Source organism: Actinomyces graevenitzii C83 (genome assembly GCF_000239695.1).
Lineage (GTDB): Bacteria > Actinomycetota > Actinomycetes > Actinomycetales > Actinomycetaceae > Actinomyces > Actinomyces graevenitzii.
On sequence record NZ_JH470338.1, the window covers coordinates 310,643 to 331,070 of the forward strand.

Sequence of the window (20,428 nt, forward strand, 5' to 3'; positions counted from 1 at the left end):
AGTGGAACTGGAAATTATCCCGGTTACCGGCCAGATTAAATTAGGCCAGTTTCTTAAACTAGCTAATCTGGTTGAAGATGGTGCCAATGCCACCATCGCTATTCAAGGCGGGGATGTAAAGGTAAACGGCGAGGTAGAGACGCGTCGCGGGCACCGTTTAAACGCTGGCGATAAGGTAATAGTGGACCTTCCTACTGGAGTTGTGGGGGCCCAAGTCGGCTAAAATTTAACGGTGACTAGCCAAGACCCCAAACAATTCCAAGATCCTCCGCTAGATGCGGATCGCCTCATGGCGCAATCTAATGTGGTGCTGCGACTGGGCTCAATGATGCTCACTTGTGGCGCCGGCGCCTATCGCGTTAAGTCTGCTATGGCCCGGGCTGCTGCAGCTGTGGGCCTAGACCGTCATGAGGCGCAAGTAACCATGAATGAAATCGTGGCCAGCGCTTTTGTAGGTAAAGAAAGGTTCCGCACGGTTGCTGTAGAACAGCGCCGCGTGGGCGTAAACGTAGACAAGCTTGAACGTCTACGCACTGTGGTAGAAAACCTTGAAGCCCATGAACGGGTTGAAGATCTAAATGCCAAGCTAGATGAAGTAGCTAGCGTTAAACCCCTATATGGGGCCTTCGCTAATGCGGCAGCCTCAGGTGTGGCTTGTGCAGGTTTCTGTTTCCTAAATAAGGGTGGCCTTTACGAGTGCCTGGGCGTGTTGATTGCGGCATTCTTGGGCCAGGCACTACGCCGCTTCCTGCTGCACCGTGGCTGGCAGCACTTTGTGACCTGGCTACTGTGTGGTCTGCTGGGCTCTGGCGCCTATATGGCGGTGCTAGCTGGCATGGATCTAGCGGGCATCACTGACAACACCCACCAGGCCGGGGTTATCTCCGCGATTTTGTTCCTGATCCCCGGTTTCCCAATGGTTACCGCCATGCTGGATATGATTCGCCAAGACTTTTTGTCGGCGCTTACCAGGATGTCCTACGTGATTATGGTGATGGCTGCTGCCGGTATTGCGGTGTGGGTTACCAGCTACGTAGCGAACTGGCCGGTAGATGGCCCTAAGCCAGCTGGCCCCACAGGATTGGCACTTTACTCGCTGGACCTGCTGTGTTCTTTTGTGGCCGCCTATGGCTTTGCCATGCTGTTTAACGCTCCTGCACGAGCTGCCCTAGTAAGTGCTATTACCGGAGCCGTGGCTAACACTGGCCGTATTATTTTGATTAATGAAACTGGCCTGCCCTGGCACTTGGCAGTAGGCCTAGCCGCCTTGGTAATTGGCTTGATGGCGCAGCTGTTTGTTTCCTCTGCTTCCCTGTCGCGTGTGGCTTTGTCTGTACCTGCAGTAGTGATCATGATTCCAGGTGTGCCCTTCTATCGGGCTCTGAGTGCAATTAATGACCACACCATTGACACTTCAGTGGCTGTATCTACCGCTTTTGGCAACATTGCTGAGGTGGTTCTAGTTATTACCGCTATCGGTGCCGGCTTGGCATTGGCACGTGTAATCACTGACCGCAACTGGCGTCACGACTTTTCTACTTCGTCTCTACCTGACCTGCATTAAAACTGTCTGTAGAGAGACAAAATCGGGGAGGCATTAGCCTCCCCGATTTGCTTGTAGACCTGCTCTTTATTATCTGCAGCCCTGCTTGCCACGCAGGCCGCAGATTACAGGCCACCCATGATTTGGGCGATGAAGATCTTGGCCACCATAGCTACCGGATAAACCATGGCGTAACCCAGGGCCACACGTGGGTCCATGCCGGTGCGGTCGTTTGCAAAGGCCAGTACAGCAGGCTGAGTCTGGGCACCAGCTAACAAACCAGATAGGCGCGTACCGCCCATCTTGACCAGCCAGCGCATGCTTGCATACAGACCAGCGCCCACAATAGTGGTTACCACGATGCCGACAATCAAGATGTTAATCCAGCTACCGCTGGTGAAAGCCACACCAATCTGAGTACCAGCCTTAGTACCAGCCTGGGCCAGGAAGATTAACAGACCAAGCTCAGCTAGCACCTGCGTAGCAGTGGCCGGCAAGGAAGTAACCATTTTGCCGATACGGCCCAGGCGGCCAAAAATAAGACCCACAATTAGCGTGCCGGCAGCTGAACCAATGGAGAATGTAGCACCGGTGGGGGTGAAGAACTTGTACTCACCGATGAAGATACCCAATGCCATGCCCAGGCCTAGAGCCACAGGGGAGAGGGAGGATAGGCCGCGCGCAGAGTCACCAAAGTACTTGGTTACCTCAGCTAGACGGTGAGTGGGGGCTACTACACGCAGACGGTCACCCATCTGTAGCACCAGACGCGGATCAGCCATCAGGTCTACGTCACCACGACGTACACGTGATACCGAGGCATCAAAGCGGTGGTCCAGGTCAACCTCAGCCAGGGTGCGTCCAGCCAGCTTGGAGTTGGATACGGTGATGCGACGGAAGTCCAGATAGCGGCGGTCAGCAATAAGCGAGTGTGAAGAGTGGTGGCCTAGTAGATCCTGAGCGGCCTTAACCTTGTCCTCGGTACCTACTACGGTCAGTAGGTCATCGTGGTAGACACGGTCAGTTAGATGCGGGGTCTTAATGGGCTTGTCCTCACCGCGAGCCAGACGCGAGAAACGCAGGTCACCGCCGGCGTCGATATCTTTAAGGATCTGGGCCAGGGTGAGGTTGTCGCGGCGGTCGACGCGGATAGTGGCGTTAATGATAGGGGTGGGGGCGTCAGTGTCCTTAGCGCGGTAGTGCAGGGCTAGCGAGGCAAAGAACAGCATGCCGATAACCCCAAATAGGTAGGCCACCGCATAACCCACAGTTGCAGTGGCAGGCCCATCTTGATTACCGGCGTTTTGGGCGGCGTCACCCGCAGCCGCTAGGGCCGGGGTGTTAGTGATGGCGCCTGCCCAGGTGCCGGCAATAAGTGCAGAGTTCATCCCAAAGGCACGCCCCAAAACTTGAGCAGCGCCAGCGGAAACGATAAATACGCCCAGCATGGCCAGCAGCGGACCAGCGGCAGTTTTAATTACCTGGAAGAAACCCGGGCCGGAAGAAACACCAATTGAGAAGGTGAAGATAGCTAGGCCCAGCGTGCCCAACAGCTGTGGTAGTTTTAGGTCAACGCCTAGGAAGTCTGCGTACGCACCCAGGGCAATACCTGCAAACAGTACGGCAGCTGCGCCTAGACTGATGCCTTTAATCCTTATGTGTCCCACCAGCATGCCGACGCCGATTAGTAGGAACAGCACCAAGACTGGGTTTTTAGCTAGGTGCTCCATTATCTCGTGCAAGGCCTAGTCTCCTTTGAATATAAGCAGTGTGGCGACAAACCTTGTCGCCAAAGCCAACCTTCACGTTACAACGTGGCTGTGCCGGGACTTCAGGGCGTAGGTCCCTCTTGTCGGACAAGAAATGTCATGTCAAACACAGTGTAGCGCAACCATAATTATCTTGCATTCTAAGACATGAACTTAAAATTTGAGACGATCTTGTTTGCTTTAAAGCTTGGCACTAGTCTTACTTAGGCTTAACCATGCGGAAAATCAAAAGGAGGGCTACAAGCATGACCGTCATGACCGGTGCACAAGCTTTAGTGCACGCCCTGGAGGAATTAGGGGTAACGGATGTGTTTGGGATGCCTGGGGGCGCTATCCTCCCCTTCTATGATCCGTTGTATGCATCGACGAAAATCCGTCACGTCTTAGTGCGTCACGAACAAGGCGCTGGGCATGCTGCTGAAGGCTATGCCGTGGCTACCGGTAAGACTGGTGTATGCATCGCTACCTCCGGACCTGGCGCCACTAACCTGATTACTGCTTTAGGTGACGCCATGATGGATTCGGTTCCGCTAGTGGCCATCACCGGCCAGGTGGGCTCTGCTTCAATTGGCACCGACGCCTTCCAGGAAGCTGACATTGTAGGCGCCACCATGCCCATGGCCAAGCATTCCTTCCTGGTCACCCGTGCCCAAGACATTCCTCAGCGTATTGCTGAGGCCTACCACCTGGCTAGCACCGGCCGCCCTGGCCCGGTACTAGTTGACGTCACCAAAGATGCGCAGGTGGGTGAAGTTGACTTCCAGTGGCCGGTAGAACTGGATTTGCCTGGTTACAGCATTCCTACGCGGGGGCGTGAGGATAAGTTCCAAGTCGCCGCCGACATGATTTTCGCAGCCTCCAAGCCGGTTATTTACGCCGGTGGTGGTATCACCAGGGCAGGCGCGTCTGCAGCACTTAAGGCTCTGCTCGACGTCGCCCCCATCCCGACCGTAACCACCCTAAACGCCCTTGACGCGCTGGCAGCTACCCACCCACTAAACCTGGGTATGCCCGGTATGCACGGCACGGTGGCAGCAGTAGGGGCTCTGCAGCAAAGCGACCTAATTATTGCTCTGGGTGCACGCTTTGATGACCGCGTGACCGGCAAGCTTGATTGTTTCGCCCCGCACGCCCGCGTCATTCACATCGACGTTGATCCGGCTGAAATCGGTAAGATCCGCGCCGCTGACCTAGGTATAGTGGCAGACCTTAAATACGCTCTGCCGCAACTAACCGAGGCCATTGCCGAGCTAAGCGCCCAGGTGGGGGAGAAGCCGGAATATGCCAGCTGGACTAACTACACTGCTTCGCTGCGCCGTCGTTACCCCGCTGGCTGGGCTCAGCCCGAAGACGGCAAGCTTTCGCCCCAGGAAGTAATCACTAAGATCGGCCGCTCTATTGCCGACGACGCCATTGTGGTTACCGGTGTGGGCCAGCACCAGATGTGGTCGGCCAACTTGATCGATCACCGTCACGCACGTTCCTGGCTATCTTCAGCTGGTAGCGGCACCATGGGCTACGGCGTTCCTGCCGCTATGGGTGCCAAAGTGGGTGCGCCCGAGCGCGACGTGTGGCTAATTGATGGCGATGGCTGTTTCCAGATGACCAACCAGGAGCTAGCTACTTGCTCGCTGGAAGGTATCGCCATCAAGGTAGCTATTATCAATAACTCTTCGCTAGGTATGGTGCGCCAGTGGCAGACGCTGTTCTACGGCGGACGCTACTCCAACACTTCGCTACACACTGGCGATGAGATTCGCATCCCCGACTTCGTGACCTTGGCACAGGCCTACGGGGCAGTGGGACTGCGTTGTGAGCGAGCCGAGGACATTGAGGACGTTATTGCCCAGGCTAACGCCATCACGGACCGTCCGGTGGTAATCGACTTTGTCTGCTCGCCTGATGCTCAGGTGTGGCCGATGGTAGCGCCAGGTAGCGACAATAGCGACATTGAATATGCCAAGGGCCTACGCCCGGTTTGGGATGAGGAGTAATACATGAGCACCACTAAACACACCCTCTCCGTGCTAGTTGAGAACAAGCCTGGCGTGCTTACCCGCGTGTCGGCACTATTTGCTCGACGCGGCTTCAATATTCACTCTTTGGCGGTAGGCCCCACCGAGCATCCCCAGATCTCGCGTATCACCGTAATCGCCAATGCTGATGACACCGCCATGGACCAGGTGGTTAAACAGCTCAATAAGCTAGTAAATGTGCTCAAAATCGTTGAACTAGATCCGGCAGACTCTGTTCAACGTGAGCTACTACTAATTAAAGTCTTGGCTAACGATGCTTCACGTACTGCGGTACTACAGATCGTTGACCTATTTAGGGCCCACGTCGTAGACGTGCACCCAGACTCAGTGGTGATCGAAATGGTTGGCTCTGAGTCAAAAGTCCAGGCTCTGCTCAACTCCCTGCGCCCTTACGGCGTGAGTGAGATCGTTCAGTCTGGCACCGTAGCTATTAGTCGCGGTTCCCAGTCCATTACCGAAGAACTCAAAGAAAAGTGAGAGGCCACTATGGCGCAGCTATTCCATGATGCAGACGCAGACCTGTCGGTTATCCAGTCCAAGAAGGTAGCCGTAATCGGTTACGGTTCCCAGGGCCACGCTCACGCGCTGAACCTACGTGACAGCGGCGTTGAGGTAGTTGTGGGTCTACGTGAAGGCTCTTCCTCTATCGCTAAGGCACAGGAAGCCGGCCTGACCGTTAAGCCCATCGCTGAGGCCGTGGCTTGGGCCGACGTCGTCACTGTGCTAGCCCCCGACCAGGTGCAGGCAGCCCTGTACGAGGCTGAAATTGCTCCCAACATCAAGCCTGGCGCAGCTTTGCTGTTCAGCCACGGCTTCAACATCCACTTCGGCTACATCAAGCCCAGTGCCGACATCGACGTGGTTATGGTTGCCCCCAAGGGCCCGGGCCACACCGTGCGTCGTGAGTTTGAAGCTGGCCGTGGCGTGCCGGTACTAGTTTGCGTTGAGCAGGACGCCACCGGCCAGGCTTGGCCGCTAGTGCTTTCCTACGCCAAGGCCATTGGTGGTACCCGCGCCGGCGCCATCAAGACCACCTTCCGTGAGGAAACCGAAACTGACCTATTTGGTGAGCAGACCGTGCTTTGCGGTGGTATCTCCAAGCTGATCCAGTACGGTTTCGAGACCCTAGTTGAGGCCGGTTACCAGCCCGAGATGGCCTACTTCGAGGTTTGCCACGAGATGAAGCTGATCGTTGACCTGATCAACGAGGGTGGTATCTCCAAGCAGCGTTGGTCTTGCTCTGACACCGCTGAGTACGGTGACTACGTTTCCGGCCCGCGTGTGATCACTCCTGACGTCAAGGAGCACATGAAGGAAGTCCTCGGCGACATCCAAAGCGGCGCTTTCGCCAAGCGTTTCATGGACGACCAGGCTGCTGGCGCCCCTGAATTCAAGCGTCTACGCGCTGAGGGCGAAGGCCACCCGATCGAGACCACCGGTCGTGAGGTACGCTCCTTGTTCGCATGGCGCAAGGACATTGACACTGACTACCACGAGGGTTCTGTAGCTCGCTGAGCGCAGCGCGCTATTTAAGTCAAGATGATAACGGTGGCCACCGCGAAAGCAGGTGGCCACCGTTGTTAGAACAGGAGAAAATGATGAGTGCAAACCACGCAGCTACCCCTGAGGTAAGCGCTCTGGCCCAGGCTGCGGCCCAGCCGCTAGCACCAGCTGCTGAACTAGCTAAGCGTTTTCCACTAAGCGCCAGCGATCACCGCGCCAGTGACACCCAGCGCCAGCAGGCCTTAGATGAGCTGCGCTTCGGTACGGTTTTTTCTGACCACATGGCCCACGCTCACTGGAGCTATGAAGCAGGCTGGTCCCAGCGTGAAGTAGTGCCTTTCGCTCCGCTTACGCTCTCTCCGGCAGCTGCCGTATTCCACTATGGCCAGGAAGTTTTTGAGGGCATTAAGGCCTACCGCCATGAGGATGGTTCAATCTGGACTTTCCGTCCCGGCTATAACGCTGCCCGACTAGCCGCCTCATGCCGCCGCCTATGCCTGCCTGAGCTAGAACATGAAGATTTTGTGGCTTCAATTGCCTCCCTGGTACGTGCTGATAACCAGTGGGTGCCCTCCAAGCCCGGTTCAAGCTTGTACCTGCGTCCCTTCATGATCGCCTCGGAGGCTTTCCTCGGAGTGCGCTCTAGCCATGAGGCTGACTACTACGTAATTGCTTCACCGGTGGGCCCCTACTTTGGTGACAAGGTACAGGCTGTAGACATTTGGGTAACCACCTCCTACCACCGCGCTGGTGTGGGGGGTACGGGCGCAGCTAAGTGCGGCGGTAACTACGCTGCTTCGCTGATCGCCCAGGAAGAGGCTTATGCCAATGGCTGTAAGCAGGTTTGCTTCCTAGATGATGTCACCGCCTCGCACATTGAGGAGCTAGGTGGCATGAACGTATTTGTAGTGCGCGCTGACGGCTCAGTGGTAACTCCGCGTCTAAGTGGCACCATCTTGGAAGGCTGCACCCGCTCGGCCATTATTGAGCTACTCAAGAGTGAAGGCACTAGCGTAAGTGAGGCAGACTTGACGCTGTCTGCTTTGCTTGACGATGTACGCAGCGGCAAGGTAACTGAAATCTTTGCCTGTGGTACGGCGGCGGTAGTGACCCCGATCGGTGCCCTAAAGGGCAAAGACTTCGAGGTCAGGCTTGAAGCTGGCCCGGTCACCAGTCACATTCACCAGCGTCTAACTGGTATCCAGTTTGGCAAGGTGGAAGACGAATTTGGCTGGATGTACCGTCTCGCCTAAGCGGGCAGCGGCCTGCTTAAAGACTTGGCTTAGGCTGCGCTAGTAGCCTGAGTCCATTTACAACCCTAGCTGGTGCGGGTGGTTGGTATTAGCCGACCACCCGCACCGGCTGTTTTTTGGGTGCAGCTTAATTAGACCTGTTGGACTATTTTGTCAATAGCAAAGCTTGCTTATTTGTAAGGTTGACCCCTATCATAGAGGGGAGACTTGTACCACAATTAAGTCAATGAAGGACGGTGAGCAGGATGCAAATGGATGATCGTTGTAATCGCTATGAAAAGCAGATTCAAAACGCCGCAACTGTGTTAATTGCCTCGGCTATTGTTGGTTTGGGGCTTTTTGTAATCGGTCTAGCGCCTTTTGGTGGAATTTGTTTTTTGATCGCATCTGTTAGCGCTTTAACGATTATCGCAAATAAGCTGCTGCTAATGCTGCGTGAGTAAACCTAATTAGACCCACTAGCCCTGCTGGCGGTGGGTCTAACTAGTTTTAACAGTGGGTCTAACTAGTTTTAAGGCTGGCTAGTTTCTTTCCCCAAATACGGCGCGGCCCACGCGTACCTGGGTGCTGCCCTCAGCAATAGCCCACTCAATATCATTAGTCATGCCCATAGATAGCTGGGTGCAAGCGGCTGTGCCCGGCGCGCCACTGGCGGCAATTTCCTGGGCTAGCTCACGTAGACGTGCGTAGCCGGCGCGCACCGGTGCCTCTTGGGAAGAATTTAGCCCAATCGTCATTAAACCAATTAGGTTCAGGCACTTTAACTCACCCACCTGGCAGGCTAAATCTAGGGCTGCCTCAGGGCTAACCCCGCTCTTGGTTTCCTCATCCGAAACGTTTACCTGCACCATTACATCTAGCTGACGCTCTTGACGCTGGCAAGCAGCCTCCAGGCGGTTAGCTAGCTCTAAGCTGGCAATAGTTTCGATGCCATCAGCCCAACGCAGCATGTGGTTAATTTTGTTGTGTTGCAAGGGCCCAATTAGGCGCATCTGGTGGGCGGCCACCTCCGGCTCAGCTAGAGCCGGGCCACTAGCCACCATTTCCTGCACCCGGTTGTGCCCCAATACCACCGGGCCTGGACGCAAAGTAGCCAGGGCATTAGTGGCCTGCACAATAGTTTGCGGGGTTTGGGTTTTAACCGCCAGCATCAGCCCAACCTGATCGCTGCGGCCAGCACGCTGGCGAGCTGAGTCAATACGTTCAAGGATGCGCTGTAGTGAATCGTAGATAGGACTCATAACAGTCACCTTACACCGCTCAAGGAGCGGATACGCGCTGACATTTAGACTTATTCCTGCCACAATTACAGACAATTACTTTATCCTTGCCCTACTGCAGGCAAGATAATTTGTTGGCCGAGCATAAAAGGACACCTAATGCAATTGCCCTTATGGTCCATCACCCCATTCGTGGTGATGCTGGCTTCAATCGCGATATTGCCGCTGGTGGGAGCCACTAAACACTGGTGGGAAAAGCCCTCAAGTCAGCTCACTTTAGCTGTTGCGCTAGGTATTCCTACCGCAATAGCCACCGGGCTGGCCGTAGGCTGGTCACACGTAGGCGGCGCCGTCGTCGAATATATCCAGTTCATTTCGCTGATCCTGAGCCTTTTCGTAGTAGCCGGAGGCATCCACCTACGCGGTGATATTCAAGCCACCCCCAAGAACAACACCATTTTCTTGGCTATCGGTGGCACCATCGCCTCATTTGTGGGCACCACCGGCGCCGCCATGCTGCTTATCCGCCCTCTGCTGGCCACCAACAAAGAACGTAAATACCGCGTACACACGGTGCTTTACACCATCTTCATTGTGGCTAACTGCGGTGGTTTGCTCACCCCCTTAGGTGACCCGCCACTGTTCTTAGGTATGCTGCGCGGCGTGCCTTTCGCCTGGACGCTGCACCTGTTTCCTGAATGGCTGCTGGTTAACAGCCTGCTATTGATCAGCTACTACGCCCTGGATAAGGCCTACTACGCCAAAGAGCCGGCCGTTGCCGTGGCTGAAGACCGCACCCACATTGAGCCGCTTAGCGTTGAAGGCAAGCTTAACTTCCTGTGGTTCGCAGTGATTGTGGCCGCCGTGGCGCTATTGCCCTCCATTGATGAAGAAGCCATTGTGGCTGGGCATGCCGGTGTCATGGACTACCTGCCTATCCGTGAACTGGTCATGCTGGGGGCTGCGGCTTGCTCCTACTTCATTGGCGACAAGCAGGTGCGCTACGTAGCCAACCAGTTCTCCTGGGCGCCGGTGCAGGAAGTGGGTTACCTGTTCATTGGTATCTTCTTGACCATGGTGCCGGCGCTGCTGGTGCTCGACGAGGTAGCCCCCAAGCTGCCGCTTAATGAAGTCACTTTCTTCCTGTTCACCGGTGGGCTCTCCTCTGTGCTTGATAACGCCCCCACCTACGCCACCTTCTTCGAGATGGGCTCGCACCTGGGTGCCACTGGCGCCCACCAGGTGATGGTGGCTGGCGTGCCCGAGCACTACCTGGTGTCTATCTCGCTAGGTGCCGTGTTCTGTGGCGCCCTGACCTACATCGGTAATGGGCCTAACTTCATGGTTAAGGCAGTAGCTGAAGCCGACGGCGTAGAGATGCCCTCCTTTGGCCGTTACGTCTTTGACTCCTTCACCCTGCTGGGCCCGGTTTTGGCCGCCATGCTGTGCCTGACCATCTGGCCTAACACCATTGCTAAGGTAGTGGGCGCAGTGATTGTGGCGCTGCTGCTAGTGCGCGCCGCCTGGCTGATTTTCAGCTCGCACCGCAGCCAATTAGCTGACAGCGTCAGCGCCTGACAGTTTAAGGCCCGCCCTATAGCGCCGCTGTGTAGGCAAAATTTGGTTCTAGCCCCCGGTCAAAAAACAACTTTGACCGGGGGCTAGTTGCTGGGTTCTTTTACTGGCTTGTAGAGTTCTTTTATTGGGATTGAGGGTTCTTTTAGTGGGTTCCAGGCGCAGTTACAAAATCGATGATTTCTTCCATGCGCCCTAACAGTCCCGGCTCAATATCCTTATAGGAGTTAACGCGGGCCAAAATACGCTGCCAACCGTGGGCAATATCTGCCTGGGTGGCGTGAGGCCAGCCTAAAGCTGCCAGCGTGCCGTGCTTAATATCGGTTCCCCTGGGCACATTGGGCCAAGCCGATAAACCAAACAGACTAGGTTTAACAGCCTGCCACACATCCACATAGGGGTGGCCAGTGACCAACACATTGTTACCCCCTGGCAGCTTGGCCACCTGGGCGGCGATACGTGACTCTTTAGAGCCAGCCACCAGGTGATCAACCAGCACTCCGGCTCGGCGAGTAGGGGAGGGGGCAAACTCGCGCATCACCTCCACCAGGTTATCTACGCCTTCTAAAAGCAGCACCACCACGCCCTCATGGCGCAGGTCGTCACCCCAAACTTTCTCCACCAGCTCGGCGTCGTGGCGTCCTTCAACCCAAATACGTGAAGCCCTAGCCACTTTGGCTCGCTGGTTTGCTACCGCATAGGAACCTGAGGCGGTTAGCCTCCTTCCGCCCGCTGAACGCGCTGGGGCTGGGCCGGCTTTAGCCAGGTGGCCGGCAGCAATACCGCCGTCGGTAGGGGCCAGCAGATCCACTGGGGCGCCGTCGACCCAATACCCTGGCCCTAGCGGGAAACCGCGCCGCACCCCCCGGCGGTCCTCCAAAACCATAATGTGGCGCCCACCGGACTTTTCCACCCGGATCACCGCACCCACAAAACCCGTGGCCACATCCTCAACCACCTCACCAATACGCACCGGGCGTCGCTGCGAGCGCGGGCGCACCGCAAAACGCCCCTCACGATGGGGGTTTGAGGACAAAACGTTTTTGCCATAGCGATCCTGCATGCGTTTTAGCATACCTGCACGGGGTAAATCAGCTCACCGGCTGACGCTAGAGTCTAAGAAGACCGGTTCGTTTACCTGCAAGGGGAGCTGATCCTTAAGTGAGTCGGCTTGGCAGGTGCCCTCACCCCTGAGCGAATCAGATAGCCAGGTGGCACTCTGGGACGTAGAGTGCTAATAGTAGAAGCAAGCTATTGAAGGGAGGCGCCATGGTTGAAGGCAGGAGAATGGCCGTACTTAACGCGATCGTTAGCGACTATGTGCGCACCCGCGAGCCAGTAGCCTCACGCGCCCTAGCTGAACGCTACTGTCTAGGGGTTTCACCAGCCACTATCCGTAATGACATGGCGGCGCTAGAAGCGGAGGGCTACATCAACCAGCCCCACACTTCAGCTGGACGCGTGCCCACCCATAAGGGTTACCGCTCATTTGTGGACCATATTGCGGCCATCAAACCACTTAGCGGACCTGAGCGGGCAGCTATCGACCGACTTCTAGCGGGGGTAGTGGATCTTAACGACGTCGTCGAAGGCGCCGTGAGGGCCCTGGCCGAGCTAACCGGGCAGCTGGCTGTGATTGAATACCCCTCGCTGCGCCACGTGCACCTGCGTCACCTAGAGCTAGTGCCACTGCCGCCTAGGCGACTGCTGCTGGTGATTATCACCGATTCAGGGCAGGTAGAGCAGCGCACCCTAGCGGTTGCACAGGAATACTTAAACGATCTGAGCAGCCTAGAAACTCTGCGTCAGCGCCTAAATCAAGCCTTGGTAGGAACCCATTCAAGCGAAATTTCCGCCGTGGTTTCCACCCTGCTAAAACAGACTGAGCCCGATATGCGCTCGCTCATGCATCAGATTGCGGCCCAGCTCGTTGCGGCTTTGCAGTCCGACGTCGAAGAGCGCCTAGTGGTGGCAGGTACGGCTAACTTGGCGCGCACTACTGCAGATTTTTCCTCACTAGAGCCGCTGCTAGACGCGGTAGAAGAACAAGTAGTGCTACTGCGGCTACTGACCGGCGCCACCGACCAGCCAAGCCAAAGCGTCAGCGTAAGCATCGGTGAAGAAAACGGCCAAGAGGCTCTAGCTGAAGCCTCAGTAATCACCACCAGCTACCAAACCGCTGAAGGGGGAGGCGTGGCTCGCCTCGGTGTATTGGGACCCACCCGCATGGATTACCCAGCAGCCATGGCCAGTGTGCAGGCTGTAGCCAATTACTTAAGCCGCTATTTCAATCAAGGGGCCCAAAACCAGTAGCCATAGGCGGGTTAATAGTGGCCCGTTAAACGCGCTGCATGGGCCCGCCAACAGCTAGAATTTTGCAAGCCTTTTACTGTAAACGAGAGAAGATCTTAGTGAGCGACTATTACCAGCTACTTGGGGTTGACCGTAAGGCCACTGATAAGGAAATTAAACGGGCCTATCACCGGCGTCTACGTAAAATTCACCCCGACTACGCCGGCCCTGGCCACGAAGAAGAAGTAAAACAGGTAAACAAGGCTTACGAAGTTCTCTCTGACCCAGAAAAACGCCAGATGTACGATCTGGGTGGAGAAGATGCGCTTAGCGGACGCGGCCCGGCCGCTGGTGCTGGCGACTTCGGGGCTTTCGCCTCAGCTTTCAGCTCCATGTTTGGGGGCGCATTTGGTGGCGGCGGGCCGCGTTCACGCCAAAGCCCCGGCAGTGACCGCGTACTGCCAGTAGAGCTAGACCTGGCGGATGTAGCCTTTGGCACTACGCTCAAACAGGACATTGAAGTTTATGTAGTGTGCGAGCAGTGTCAGGGTAGCTGCACCGCCCCGGGCACCTCCCCGGTTACCTGCACCCAGTGCCACGGCACCGGGAACGTGCAGCGCACCGTACGCTCCCTGTTTGGCGAAATGCTCACCTCCCAACCCTGCCCGCGCTGCGAAGGCTTTGGTGACGTGATCGTTACTCCCTGCCAAAACTGTTCAGGCACCGGCTGCGTACAGTCCCATAAGGAAATCGAAGTTGAGGTACCCGCCGGGGTTAGCGACGACATGACGCTACGCATGCGCGGCCAAGGCGACGTAGGCCCAGGCGGTGGCCCCGCCGGCGACCTATACATCAAGTTCCAGGTGCGCTCACACCCCTTCCTAGACCGCGACGGCGACGACCTAGTCACCGAGCTGCGCGTACCCATGACTGCCGCCGCCCTAGGCGCCACCATCAACCTTGAAACCCTGGACGGTACCAAGAAAATCAACGTCCGCCCCGGTACCCAAAACGGCACGGTGGTGACCTTAAAACAGCTGGGTATTAACCACATGCGTCGCCCCGGCCGTGGCAACCTGCAGGTACGCATCGTCGTTGAGACCCCCTCCCAGCTCGACGATCACCAGCGTGACCTACTCATGCAGCTAGCCCAGGCACGCGGCGAAGACAACTACGAACCGGTTAAGGATGAATCCGTTCTAGACCGACTTAAAGGGGCACTAGGTAAATAACCATGACACTGCCAGTATTTCTAGCTGACACCAACACTTTGCAACCCGCCCCAAGCCAGCTAAAAGTGGGCCAACAAGCCCAGCTGCGCGGGGAGGAAGCTCGCCACGCTATTTCCGTGCGCCGCCTGCGTGTAGGTGAACAGCTAGATCTGGTAGATGGCCAAGGTTTACGCGCCACCTGCACGGTTAGCGCAGTAGCGAAAGATACGCTGAGCGTGCAGGTGCAATCACTAAGCCACACTCCACCTCCAGCGCTACGTCTAGCCTTAGTACAGGCCCTGGCTAAAGGCGGGCGCGACGAACAAGCCGTAGAAACCTGCACTGAAGTGGGCGTTGACCTGATCGTGCCCTGGCAAGGTGAGCGCTGCGTGTCAGTGTGGAAAGGCCCTAAAGCAGATAAGGGCCGCCAGCGTTGGCAAGCCACCGCCCGCCAAGCCGCTAAACAGGCCCGACGCTGCTACCTACCCCAGGTAGAGCAGCTGCATAGCACCGCTCAGTTAGCTAACTGGGTGCGTGACAGCTGCGCCGCCGGCCAGGTAGTGGTGCTATTACATGAAGAAGCCAGTGCCCCAATCGCTAGCGTACAGCTACCCCAAAGCGGCCAGATAGCCGTAATTGTGGGCCCCGAAGGCGGCATTGGCACTAGCGAAACCCAAGCCTTGGTTGACGCCGGCGCCCAGCTGGTACGCCTAGGCCCCCACGTTATGCGCACCGCGAGCGCCGGGGCAGTGGCGCTCGCGGTACTGGCACAACGTGCAGGCCTGTGGGGCTAGGCCTGTGTGGTTTTAAGTCCAGCGAAGGCTAGAAACCGCGCGCGTACTGGGGCGGCATGTAGTCCACTTTGGTGCCTAGCTCTTTAGCCCAAGCTAGTGCTAGGCGCGGGTTGGCTAGGGCTGGGCGGCCAACTTCTACAATGTCGGCTTGGTTGGTAACTAGGATCTGCTCGGCGCTGGCCGGGTTGGTGATTAGGCCGACGGCGCTAACCACCGGGGCGCTGTTAGCTGTACTAGCGCCGCTAGTGGCGTCGTCGTTAGCAGCCTTAGCGCCGTCGCTGGCAACCCCGCTAGAGCCGTTGCCAGCCGTGCCAGCTAGGGCAGCCTTAACCGCCTGAGCAAAACGCACCTGGTAGCCCGGCCCCACCGGGATAGGAGCCGTGGCCAAACCGCCGGTAGAGATATCAAACCAATCCACCTGGGGTAGCTGGCGCACTAGAGCCACCGTGTCGCTTAGCTCTAGGCCGCCCTCCAGCCAGTCGGTGGCGCTTAAACGCAGTGAAAGTACAGTGTCGGTACCGGCCAAAGCTTCATGCACAGCCTGCACGGTTTGCTCACTCATGCGGTTACGGGCGCCTTGGCTGCCACCCCAAGCATCACTGCGCTGGTTGCTAAGCGCCGAACGGAACTCGTGCAGCAAATAGCCGTGGGCGCCGTGGATTTGAATAATGTCAAAACCAATCTCACTAGCTACCTTGGCGGCCTTAGCGAAAGCAGCAATTATCTGCTCAATTTCCGACTCACTTAGGGCCTGCGGGCGGGCGTGATCGGCTAGAGCTAGCTCGCTGGGGGCCAGTGGCTGCCAGCCGCCCTGATCGGCGGGGATAGTGCCGCTGCCTTGGTTCCAACGGTAAGTTGAGGCTTTACGGCCGGCGTGAGACAGCTGGATACCTGCCAGGGCGCCGTGAGCTTTAATATCGGCCACGATCGGCTCCAGTGCCTGCGCCTGCTGCTCATTCCACAGCCCCAGGTCCCAGGGGGTGATGCGGCCTGCGGGGGCTACTGCGGTGGCCTCCACAATAATTGCGCCCCAGCCGCCGCGTGCCAGTGCCCCATAGTGTTGGGCGGTTTCGTAGTTGGCGACGCCGTCACGATTTTCCAGCGTGTACTGGCACATGGGAGGCACAAACAGGCGATTACGAGCTACTTTGTTCCCTACCCGCAGGGGACTAAACAATGCTGGTGACATGGCGTTCCTTAAAATATAAGCCGCTAATTTTAGGGTTTTTAGCGTTTAGCTACGCTGAGCCAATTGTATGGCTTAGGGACTTATAAAACCTGTTATGAGTCAGGGGCGCGGGTGGGCAGGGGCGGCTTAAATTCGGTAAAATAACGGGCAATATGACTGACGCTTTAAACAGTGACAACTCTGTACGTGTGGTGACCTTGCCCGACGACGTTGCCCCAGTGGTGTTGTTCGGCTCTCGTGATGAAGTGCTGCGCGCCATGGAACGCGGTATGCGTGAAGTATCCTTCCATCTGCGCGGCAATGAGGTGACCATGGCGGGTGATGCCGGGGCTGTAAACACTGCCGTCACCCTGCTAAGTGAGCTCATTGACGTGGCCCGCACCGGCACGCCTTTAGATGCCGACGCCGTAGAGCGCGCTATCGGTCTGTTAAACATTGAGCAGCGCCCCGCCCAAGTTTTCACTGATGATATTCTCACCGCCCGGGGGCGCACAATTCGCCCCAAAACCCTGGGCCAAAAACAGTACACCGACGCCATTGACCACTCCACCATCACCTTTGGCATTGGCCCGGCTGGTACCGGTAAAACCTACCTGGCTATGGCCAAGGCGGTAGATGCGCTGCGTCGTCGGCAAGTTTCACGTATTATCCTCACCCGCCCAGCTGTAGAAGCGGGGGAGAACCTGGGTTTTTTGCCTGGCTCGCTAACCGACAAAATCGATCCCTACCTGCGGCCACTTTATGATGCCATGCATGACATGCTTGAGGCTGACGCCCTGCCTAGGCTAATGGCTGCGGGAACAATCGAAGTGGCGCCACTGGCCTATATGCGTGGACGTACCCTTAATGATGCTTTCGTGATTTTGGATGAAGCCCAAAACACTACCTCCGAGCAGATGCGCATGTTCCTAACCCGTCTAGGGTTTGGCTCAAAAATGGTAGTTACCGGCGATGACAGCCAGGTGGACCTACCCGGTGGTAAAACCAGTGGCCTAATTGTGGTTTCCAAAATCTTGCCGGGTGTAGATGACATCAGTTTTTGCCATTTAACCAGTGCCGATGTGGTGCGCCACCGACTAGTTGGCGACATTATTGATGCCTATAGCCGCTGGGATGCGCGCCAGGCCGCTGCGGTAGCCCAAAATCGTTCACGCCGTCGCACTATGCAAACGAGGAAAGCATGAGCACAGAAGTTTTAAACGAGACCGAAGTAGACATTGACGGCACCGAATTCGCTGATCTGGCTGCTTTTGTCCTGGAATCGATGCATGTGTCGGTAGATGCGGAGCTATCAATTACCTTCATCGATCCTGAACCCATGGAGGAACTACACCTGCGCTGGCTGGATCTGCCCGGACCTACAGATGTGATGAGTTTTCCCATGGACCAGCTGCGCCCGGGCCACCCCAATAGCCCTACCCCCGCCGGTATCCTAGGTGACCTGGTGATCTGCCCGCAGGTGGCCGCCGCGCAGGCACTTAAAGCTGGACACAGTGCGGCCGAAGAAATGCTGCTGCTAACCACGCATGGGATCTTGCACTTGCTGGGCTATGACCACAGCGAGCCGGAAGAAAAACGCCAAATGTTTGACCTGCAGCGCCGCCTACTGCTGACTTTCCTAGCAGCGCGTCCCGCCTCCATTAACTTCCCGCCGGCCAGCTGATGCACCAAGCTCCAGTTGCAATCCTGTTAGCCATCTGTGCGGCGCTGCTGCTACTTGGCATGTTGCTAAGCGCCAGTGAAACAGCCCTGATCCGTATCACTAAAGCTAGCGCTGAGGATCTAGTACAGGCTGGGCGCCGACGCGGCAAGTCAGTAGCTTTCCTGGCTGATAATCGCCGCCAGATGCTGCTAATCCTCTCGGGCGTGCGGGTAGTGGTGGATATGAGTAGCGCCGTGCTGCTAACCGTGGCGGTATCATCCCTAGCTTCCGCCTGGTGGCAGGTGCTACTGATTGCCCTAGCATGTGGGGCGCTGGTGCTGGGTTTTATTGTGGGTATTTACCCCAAATCCTTGGCCCGACGCCGCCCTGAAGCAGTGCTGCTTTTTAGCTCCCCGGCGCTAATCCAGATTTATCGTCTGTGCGCCCCGCTGCGCTGGTGGCACCAAAACTATGGTCACCAAGCCAAACTTACTGAGGCTGAGCAGCGCGCAGAAGTAACCGATGACCTGCGTGAAATGATTGATGAAATCGGTGAAACTGACAGTATTGAGGCTGCAGATAGGCAAATGATGCGTCAGGTGGTAGAGCTGGGCCAAACCTTGGTGCGCGAAATTATGGTGCCGCGCCCTGATATGGTCACCATCGACTGCCAAGACAGCGTGGAGGACGCCTTTGATCTGTTTGTGCGCTCAGGCTACTCGCGTATTCCCGTAATTGGCTCTGATGCCGACGACGTACGCGGCCTGCTGTACCTAAAAGACCTGGTGCGCCGTCGTCAACAAGACCCCACCATAGTTAACCAGGACGTAGCCGGCCTGGTGCGTGAAGCCACCTATTACCCGGAAACTAACGCCGCCGACGACGTGCTACGCCAAATGCAACGCGAGCATGTACATATGGTGCTGCTGGTGGATGAATATGGCGGCACTGCCGGGCTAGTAACCATGGAAGACCTGGTTGAAGAAGTAGTCGGGGAGCTTACCGATGAACACGACCACCGTGAACCCGAGGTAGAAAATCTAGGCAACGGGGTTTGGCGCGTGCCCGCCCGACTGGGGCTAGATGAGCTTGGGAACCTGTTTGACTTAGAAATCTCCGACGACGACGTAGACACCGCCGCCGGCTTGCTCACTAAGGCCCTGGGGCGGGTGCCGTTACCGGGATCCAGTGGGGAAATTCAGGGACTGCACCTAGAAGCAGAAGACTTAGTAGGACGACGTCGACAAATACTTTCCCTCTTAGCTTGGGCCCTACCCCAGCAGAAAGAAGTAGACAATGACTAAAGCCGCCCCGGGCCACGAAGAACTAGCAGCCCAGGAACCTGACGCCGAAGAACTTGGCAGCCAGGAAGAGTTTGACGCCGCACAGCCCGATGAAATCGATGCTCAGATGGCAGATTTCGCCGCCGAGTTTGGGCTTAGTGACCTGCCCGAGCCCGAAGCTATTGAAATGCCCGAAACTGACCCAGAGTTTCGCGCCGGCTTTGCCTGCCTGGTGGGGCGCCCCAACGCCGGAAAATCTACGCTAACCAACGCACTAGTGGGAACTAAGGTAGCCATCACCTCTATGCGCCCACAAACCACCCGTCACAACGTACGCGGGGTAGTGAACCTACCCCAGGCCCAACTGGTGCTGGTAGACACCCCCGGCCTGCACCGCCCACGCACGCTACTAGGTAAGCGCCTCAACGACATGGTGCGTGAAACCCTAGCCGACGTGGATGTGGTGGCTTTTTGTATTCCGGCAGATGAAAAAATTGGTCCCGGTGACCGTTTCATTGCCCGTGACCTAGCCGACCTGCGCGTCCCCGTGGTGGCGGTAGTAACCAAAGCCGACAAGGTCAGTAAAAAAGCGCTAGCTATGCAGTTGCTGGCAGTACATGAGCTAGGCCAGTGGGCCCAGATTGTGCCGGTAAGCGCCGTAGGTGGCATTCAGGTGAATACTTTGGCTGAGGTTTTGTCCTCCTACCTACCCCACGGCCCCCAGCTGTACCCCACCGGGGAGATCACTGATGAGCCGCGCGACGTGATGATTGCGGAGCTAGTGCGTGAAGCAGCCCTAGAAGGCGTACGCGACGAGCTGCCCCACTCACTGGCTGTGGTGGTAGATGAGGTTATGGATCCCGAGGTTGATGAAGGAGCCTATAAAGGCGGGGGTAAACTGCAAGTGCGCGTGTCGCTGGTAGTTGAACGCGACTCGCAAAAGGCCATTATTATCGGTAAAGGTGGCTCTAGGCTAAAGCATGTAGGTATGCGCTCGCGCCGTGAAATTGAGGCCTATTTGGGCCGCAAAATCTATTTAGATCTGCATGTGCGTACCGCTAAAGACTGGCAGCAAGACCCTAAACAGCTGGGTAAACTCGGCTTTTAAAAATTAAGAA

19 protein-coding genes are annotated in these 20,428 nt (G+C 56.7%); 15 read left to right on the forward strand and 4 right to left on the reverse strand.

The window, feature by feature from the left end; translation table 11 throughout:
• Window position 1: 1 nt before the first annotated feature.
• Together HMPREF0045_RS01390 and HMPREF0045_RS01395 are read left to right on the forward strand one after the other, a co-directional pair.
• Window positions 2–223, forward strand: a complete 222-nt coding sequence (locus tag HMPREF0045_RS01390) for an RNA-binding S4 domain-containing protein (RefSeq protein ID WP_005984786.1) — start codon at window positions 2–4, stop codon at window positions 221–223.
• A 66-nt stretch (window positions 224–289) separates the two neighbouring features.
• Window positions 290–1,564, forward strand: coding sequence for a threonine/serine exporter family protein (locus HMPREF0045_RS01395; protein ID WP_005984788.1), 1,275 nt, complete (start codon window positions 290–292; stop codon window positions 1,562–1,564).
• 104 nt (window positions 1,565–1,668) lie between these two features.
• On the opposite strand, the gene HMPREF0045_RS01400 is transcribed toward HMPREF0045_RS01395, so the two are convergent.
• Entirely contained in the window at window positions 1,669–3,285 is a 1,617-nt protein-coding gene (locus tag HMPREF0045_RS01400; RefSeq protein ID WP_005984790.1) for an aspartate:alanine exchanger family transporter, read from the reverse strand.
• A gap of 242 nt (window positions 3,286–3,527) precedes the next feature.
• Between HMPREF0045_RS01400 and HMPREF0045_RS01405 the strand changes: the two genes are divergently transcribed.
• The 5 genes from HMPREF0045_RS01405 to HMPREF0045_RS01425 all read left to right on the forward strand — a co-directional run bounded on the left by HMPREF0045_RS01405 (window position 3,528) and on the right by HMPREF0045_RS01425 (window position 8,547).
• Entirely contained in the window at window positions 3,528–5,306 is a 1,779-nt protein-coding gene (locus HMPREF0045_RS01405) for an acetolactate synthase large subunit (protein ID WP_050807411.1), read from the forward strand.
• 3 nt (window positions 5,307–5,309) lie between these two features.
• A complete protein-coding gene (ilvN, locus tag HMPREF0045_RS01410) occupies window positions 5,310–5,825 on the forward strand; it encodes an acetolactate synthase small subunit (protein WP_005984794.1) in 516 nt (171 codons plus the stop codon).
• 9 nt (window positions 5,826–5,834) lie between these two features.
• Window positions 5,835–6,863: a ketol-acid reductoisomerase gene (gene ilvC, locus HMPREF0045_RS01415; protein ID WP_005984796.1), complete on the forward strand. Its 1,029-nt coding sequence runs from the start codon at window positions 5,835–5,837 to the stop codon at window positions 6,861–6,863.
• A gap of 83 nt (window positions 6,864–6,946) precedes the next feature.
• Window positions 6,947–8,104: a branched-chain amino acid aminotransferase gene (locus HMPREF0045_RS01420; protein WP_005984798.1), complete on the forward strand. Its 1,158-nt coding sequence runs from the start codon at window positions 6,947–6,949 to the stop codon at window positions 8,102–8,104.
• A 251-nt stretch (window positions 8,105–8,355) separates the two neighbouring features.
• A complete protein-coding gene (locus HMPREF0045_RS01425) occupies window positions 8,356–8,547 on the forward strand; it encodes a hypothetical protein (protein ID WP_005984801.1) in 192 nt (63 codons plus the stop codon).
• A 78-nt stretch (window positions 8,548–8,625) separates the two neighbouring features.
• Here the strand turns inward: HMPREF0045_RS01425 and HMPREF0045_RS01430 are convergent, their stop codons facing one another.
• On the reverse strand, window positions 8,626–9,345 hold the full coding sequence (locus HMPREF0045_RS01430) for a YggS family pyridoxal phosphate-dependent enzyme (RefSeq protein WP_040315642.1): 720 nt from the start codon (window positions 9,343–9,345) through the stop codon (window positions 8,626–8,628).
• A gap of 138 nt (window positions 9,346–9,483) precedes the next feature.
• Between HMPREF0045_RS01430 and HMPREF0045_RS01435 the strand changes: the two genes are divergently transcribed.
• Window positions 9,484–10,902 carry a sodium:proton antiporter gene (locus HMPREF0045_RS01435; protein WP_005984805.1) on the forward strand — a complete coding sequence of 473 codons (1,419 nt, stop codon included), beginning with the start codon at window positions 9,484–9,486 and terminating at the stop codon, window positions 10,900–10,902.
• Between the two features lie 142 nt (window positions 10,903–11,044).
• On the opposite strand, the gene HMPREF0045_RS01440 is transcribed toward HMPREF0045_RS01435, so the two are convergent.
• Window positions 11,045–11,962, reverse strand: a complete 918-nt coding sequence (locus HMPREF0045_RS01440) for a DUF3097 domain-containing protein (RefSeq protein WP_155813067.1) — start codon at window positions 11,960–11,962, stop codon at window positions 11,045–11,047.
• A 206-nt stretch (window positions 11,963–12,168) separates the two neighbouring features.
• On the opposite strand from HMPREF0045_RS01440, the gene hrcA reads away from it, so the two are divergent.
• The 3 genes from hrcA (at window position 12,169) to HMPREF0045_RS01455 (ending at window position 15,196) form a co-directional block, all read left to right on the forward strand.
• Window positions 12,169–13,212, forward strand: a complete 1,044-nt coding sequence (gene hrcA, locus HMPREF0045_RS01445; protein WP_005984809.1) for a heat-inducible transcriptional repressor HrcA — start codon at window positions 12,169–12,171, stop codon at window positions 13,210–13,212.
• A gap of 98 nt (window positions 13,213–13,310) precedes the next feature.
• On the forward strand, window positions 13,311–14,423 hold the full coding sequence (gene dnaJ / locus HMPREF0045_RS01450; protein ID WP_005984811.1) for a molecular chaperone DnaJ: 1,113 nt from the start codon (window positions 13,311–13,313) through the stop codon (window positions 14,421–14,423).
• Window positions 14,424–14,425: 2 nt separating this feature from the next.
• Window positions 14,426–15,196, forward strand: a complete 771-nt coding sequence (locus tag HMPREF0045_RS01455; protein WP_005984813.1) for a 16S rRNA (uracil(1498)-N(3))-methyltransferase — start codon at window positions 14,426–14,428, stop codon at window positions 15,194–15,196.
• Window positions 15,197–15,224: 28 nt separating this feature from the next.
• On the opposite strand, the gene HMPREF0045_RS01460 is transcribed toward HMPREF0045_RS01455, so the two are convergent.
• Entirely contained in the window at window positions 15,225–16,385 is a 1,161-nt protein-coding gene (locus HMPREF0045_RS01460) for an oxidoreductase (RefSeq protein WP_005984814.1), read from the reverse strand.
• Between the two features lie 152 nt (window positions 16,386–16,537).
• On the opposite strand from HMPREF0045_RS01460, the gene HMPREF0045_RS01465 reads away from it, so the two are divergent.
• Genes HMPREF0045_RS01465 through era form a run of 4 tightly spaced genes read left to right on the forward strand, consistent with a single transcriptional unit; the run spans window position 16,538 to window position 20,418 of the window.
• A complete protein-coding gene (locus tag HMPREF0045_RS01465) occupies window positions 16,538–17,569 on the forward strand; it encodes a PhoH family protein (protein WP_005984816.1) in 1,032 nt (343 codons plus the stop codon).
• Window positions 17,566–18,048, forward strand: coding sequence for an rRNA maturation RNase YbeY (gene ybeY / locus HMPREF0045_RS01470; protein ID WP_005984819.1), 483 nt, complete (start codon window positions 17,566–17,568; stop codon window positions 18,046–18,048). The genes HMPREF0045_RS01465 and ybeY overlap by 4 nt, the downstream gene beginning before the upstream one ends.
• Window positions 18,048–19,331 (forward strand): hemolysin family protein, encoded by a 1,284-nt coding sequence (locus HMPREF0045_RS01475; protein ID WP_005984821.1) that lies wholly within the window; start codon window positions 18,048–18,050, stop codon window positions 19,329–19,331. Before ybeY ends, HMPREF0045_RS01475 begins: the two co-directional genes overlap by 1 nt.
• Complete coding sequence (era, locus tag HMPREF0045_RS01480; protein ID WP_005984823.1) at window positions 19,324–20,418, forward strand: GTPase Era; 1,095 nt, start codon at window positions 19,324–19,326, stop codon at window positions 20,416–20,418. Before HMPREF0045_RS01475 ends, era begins: the two co-directional genes overlap by 8 nt.
• Window positions 20,419–20,428: the final 10 nt, after the last annotated feature.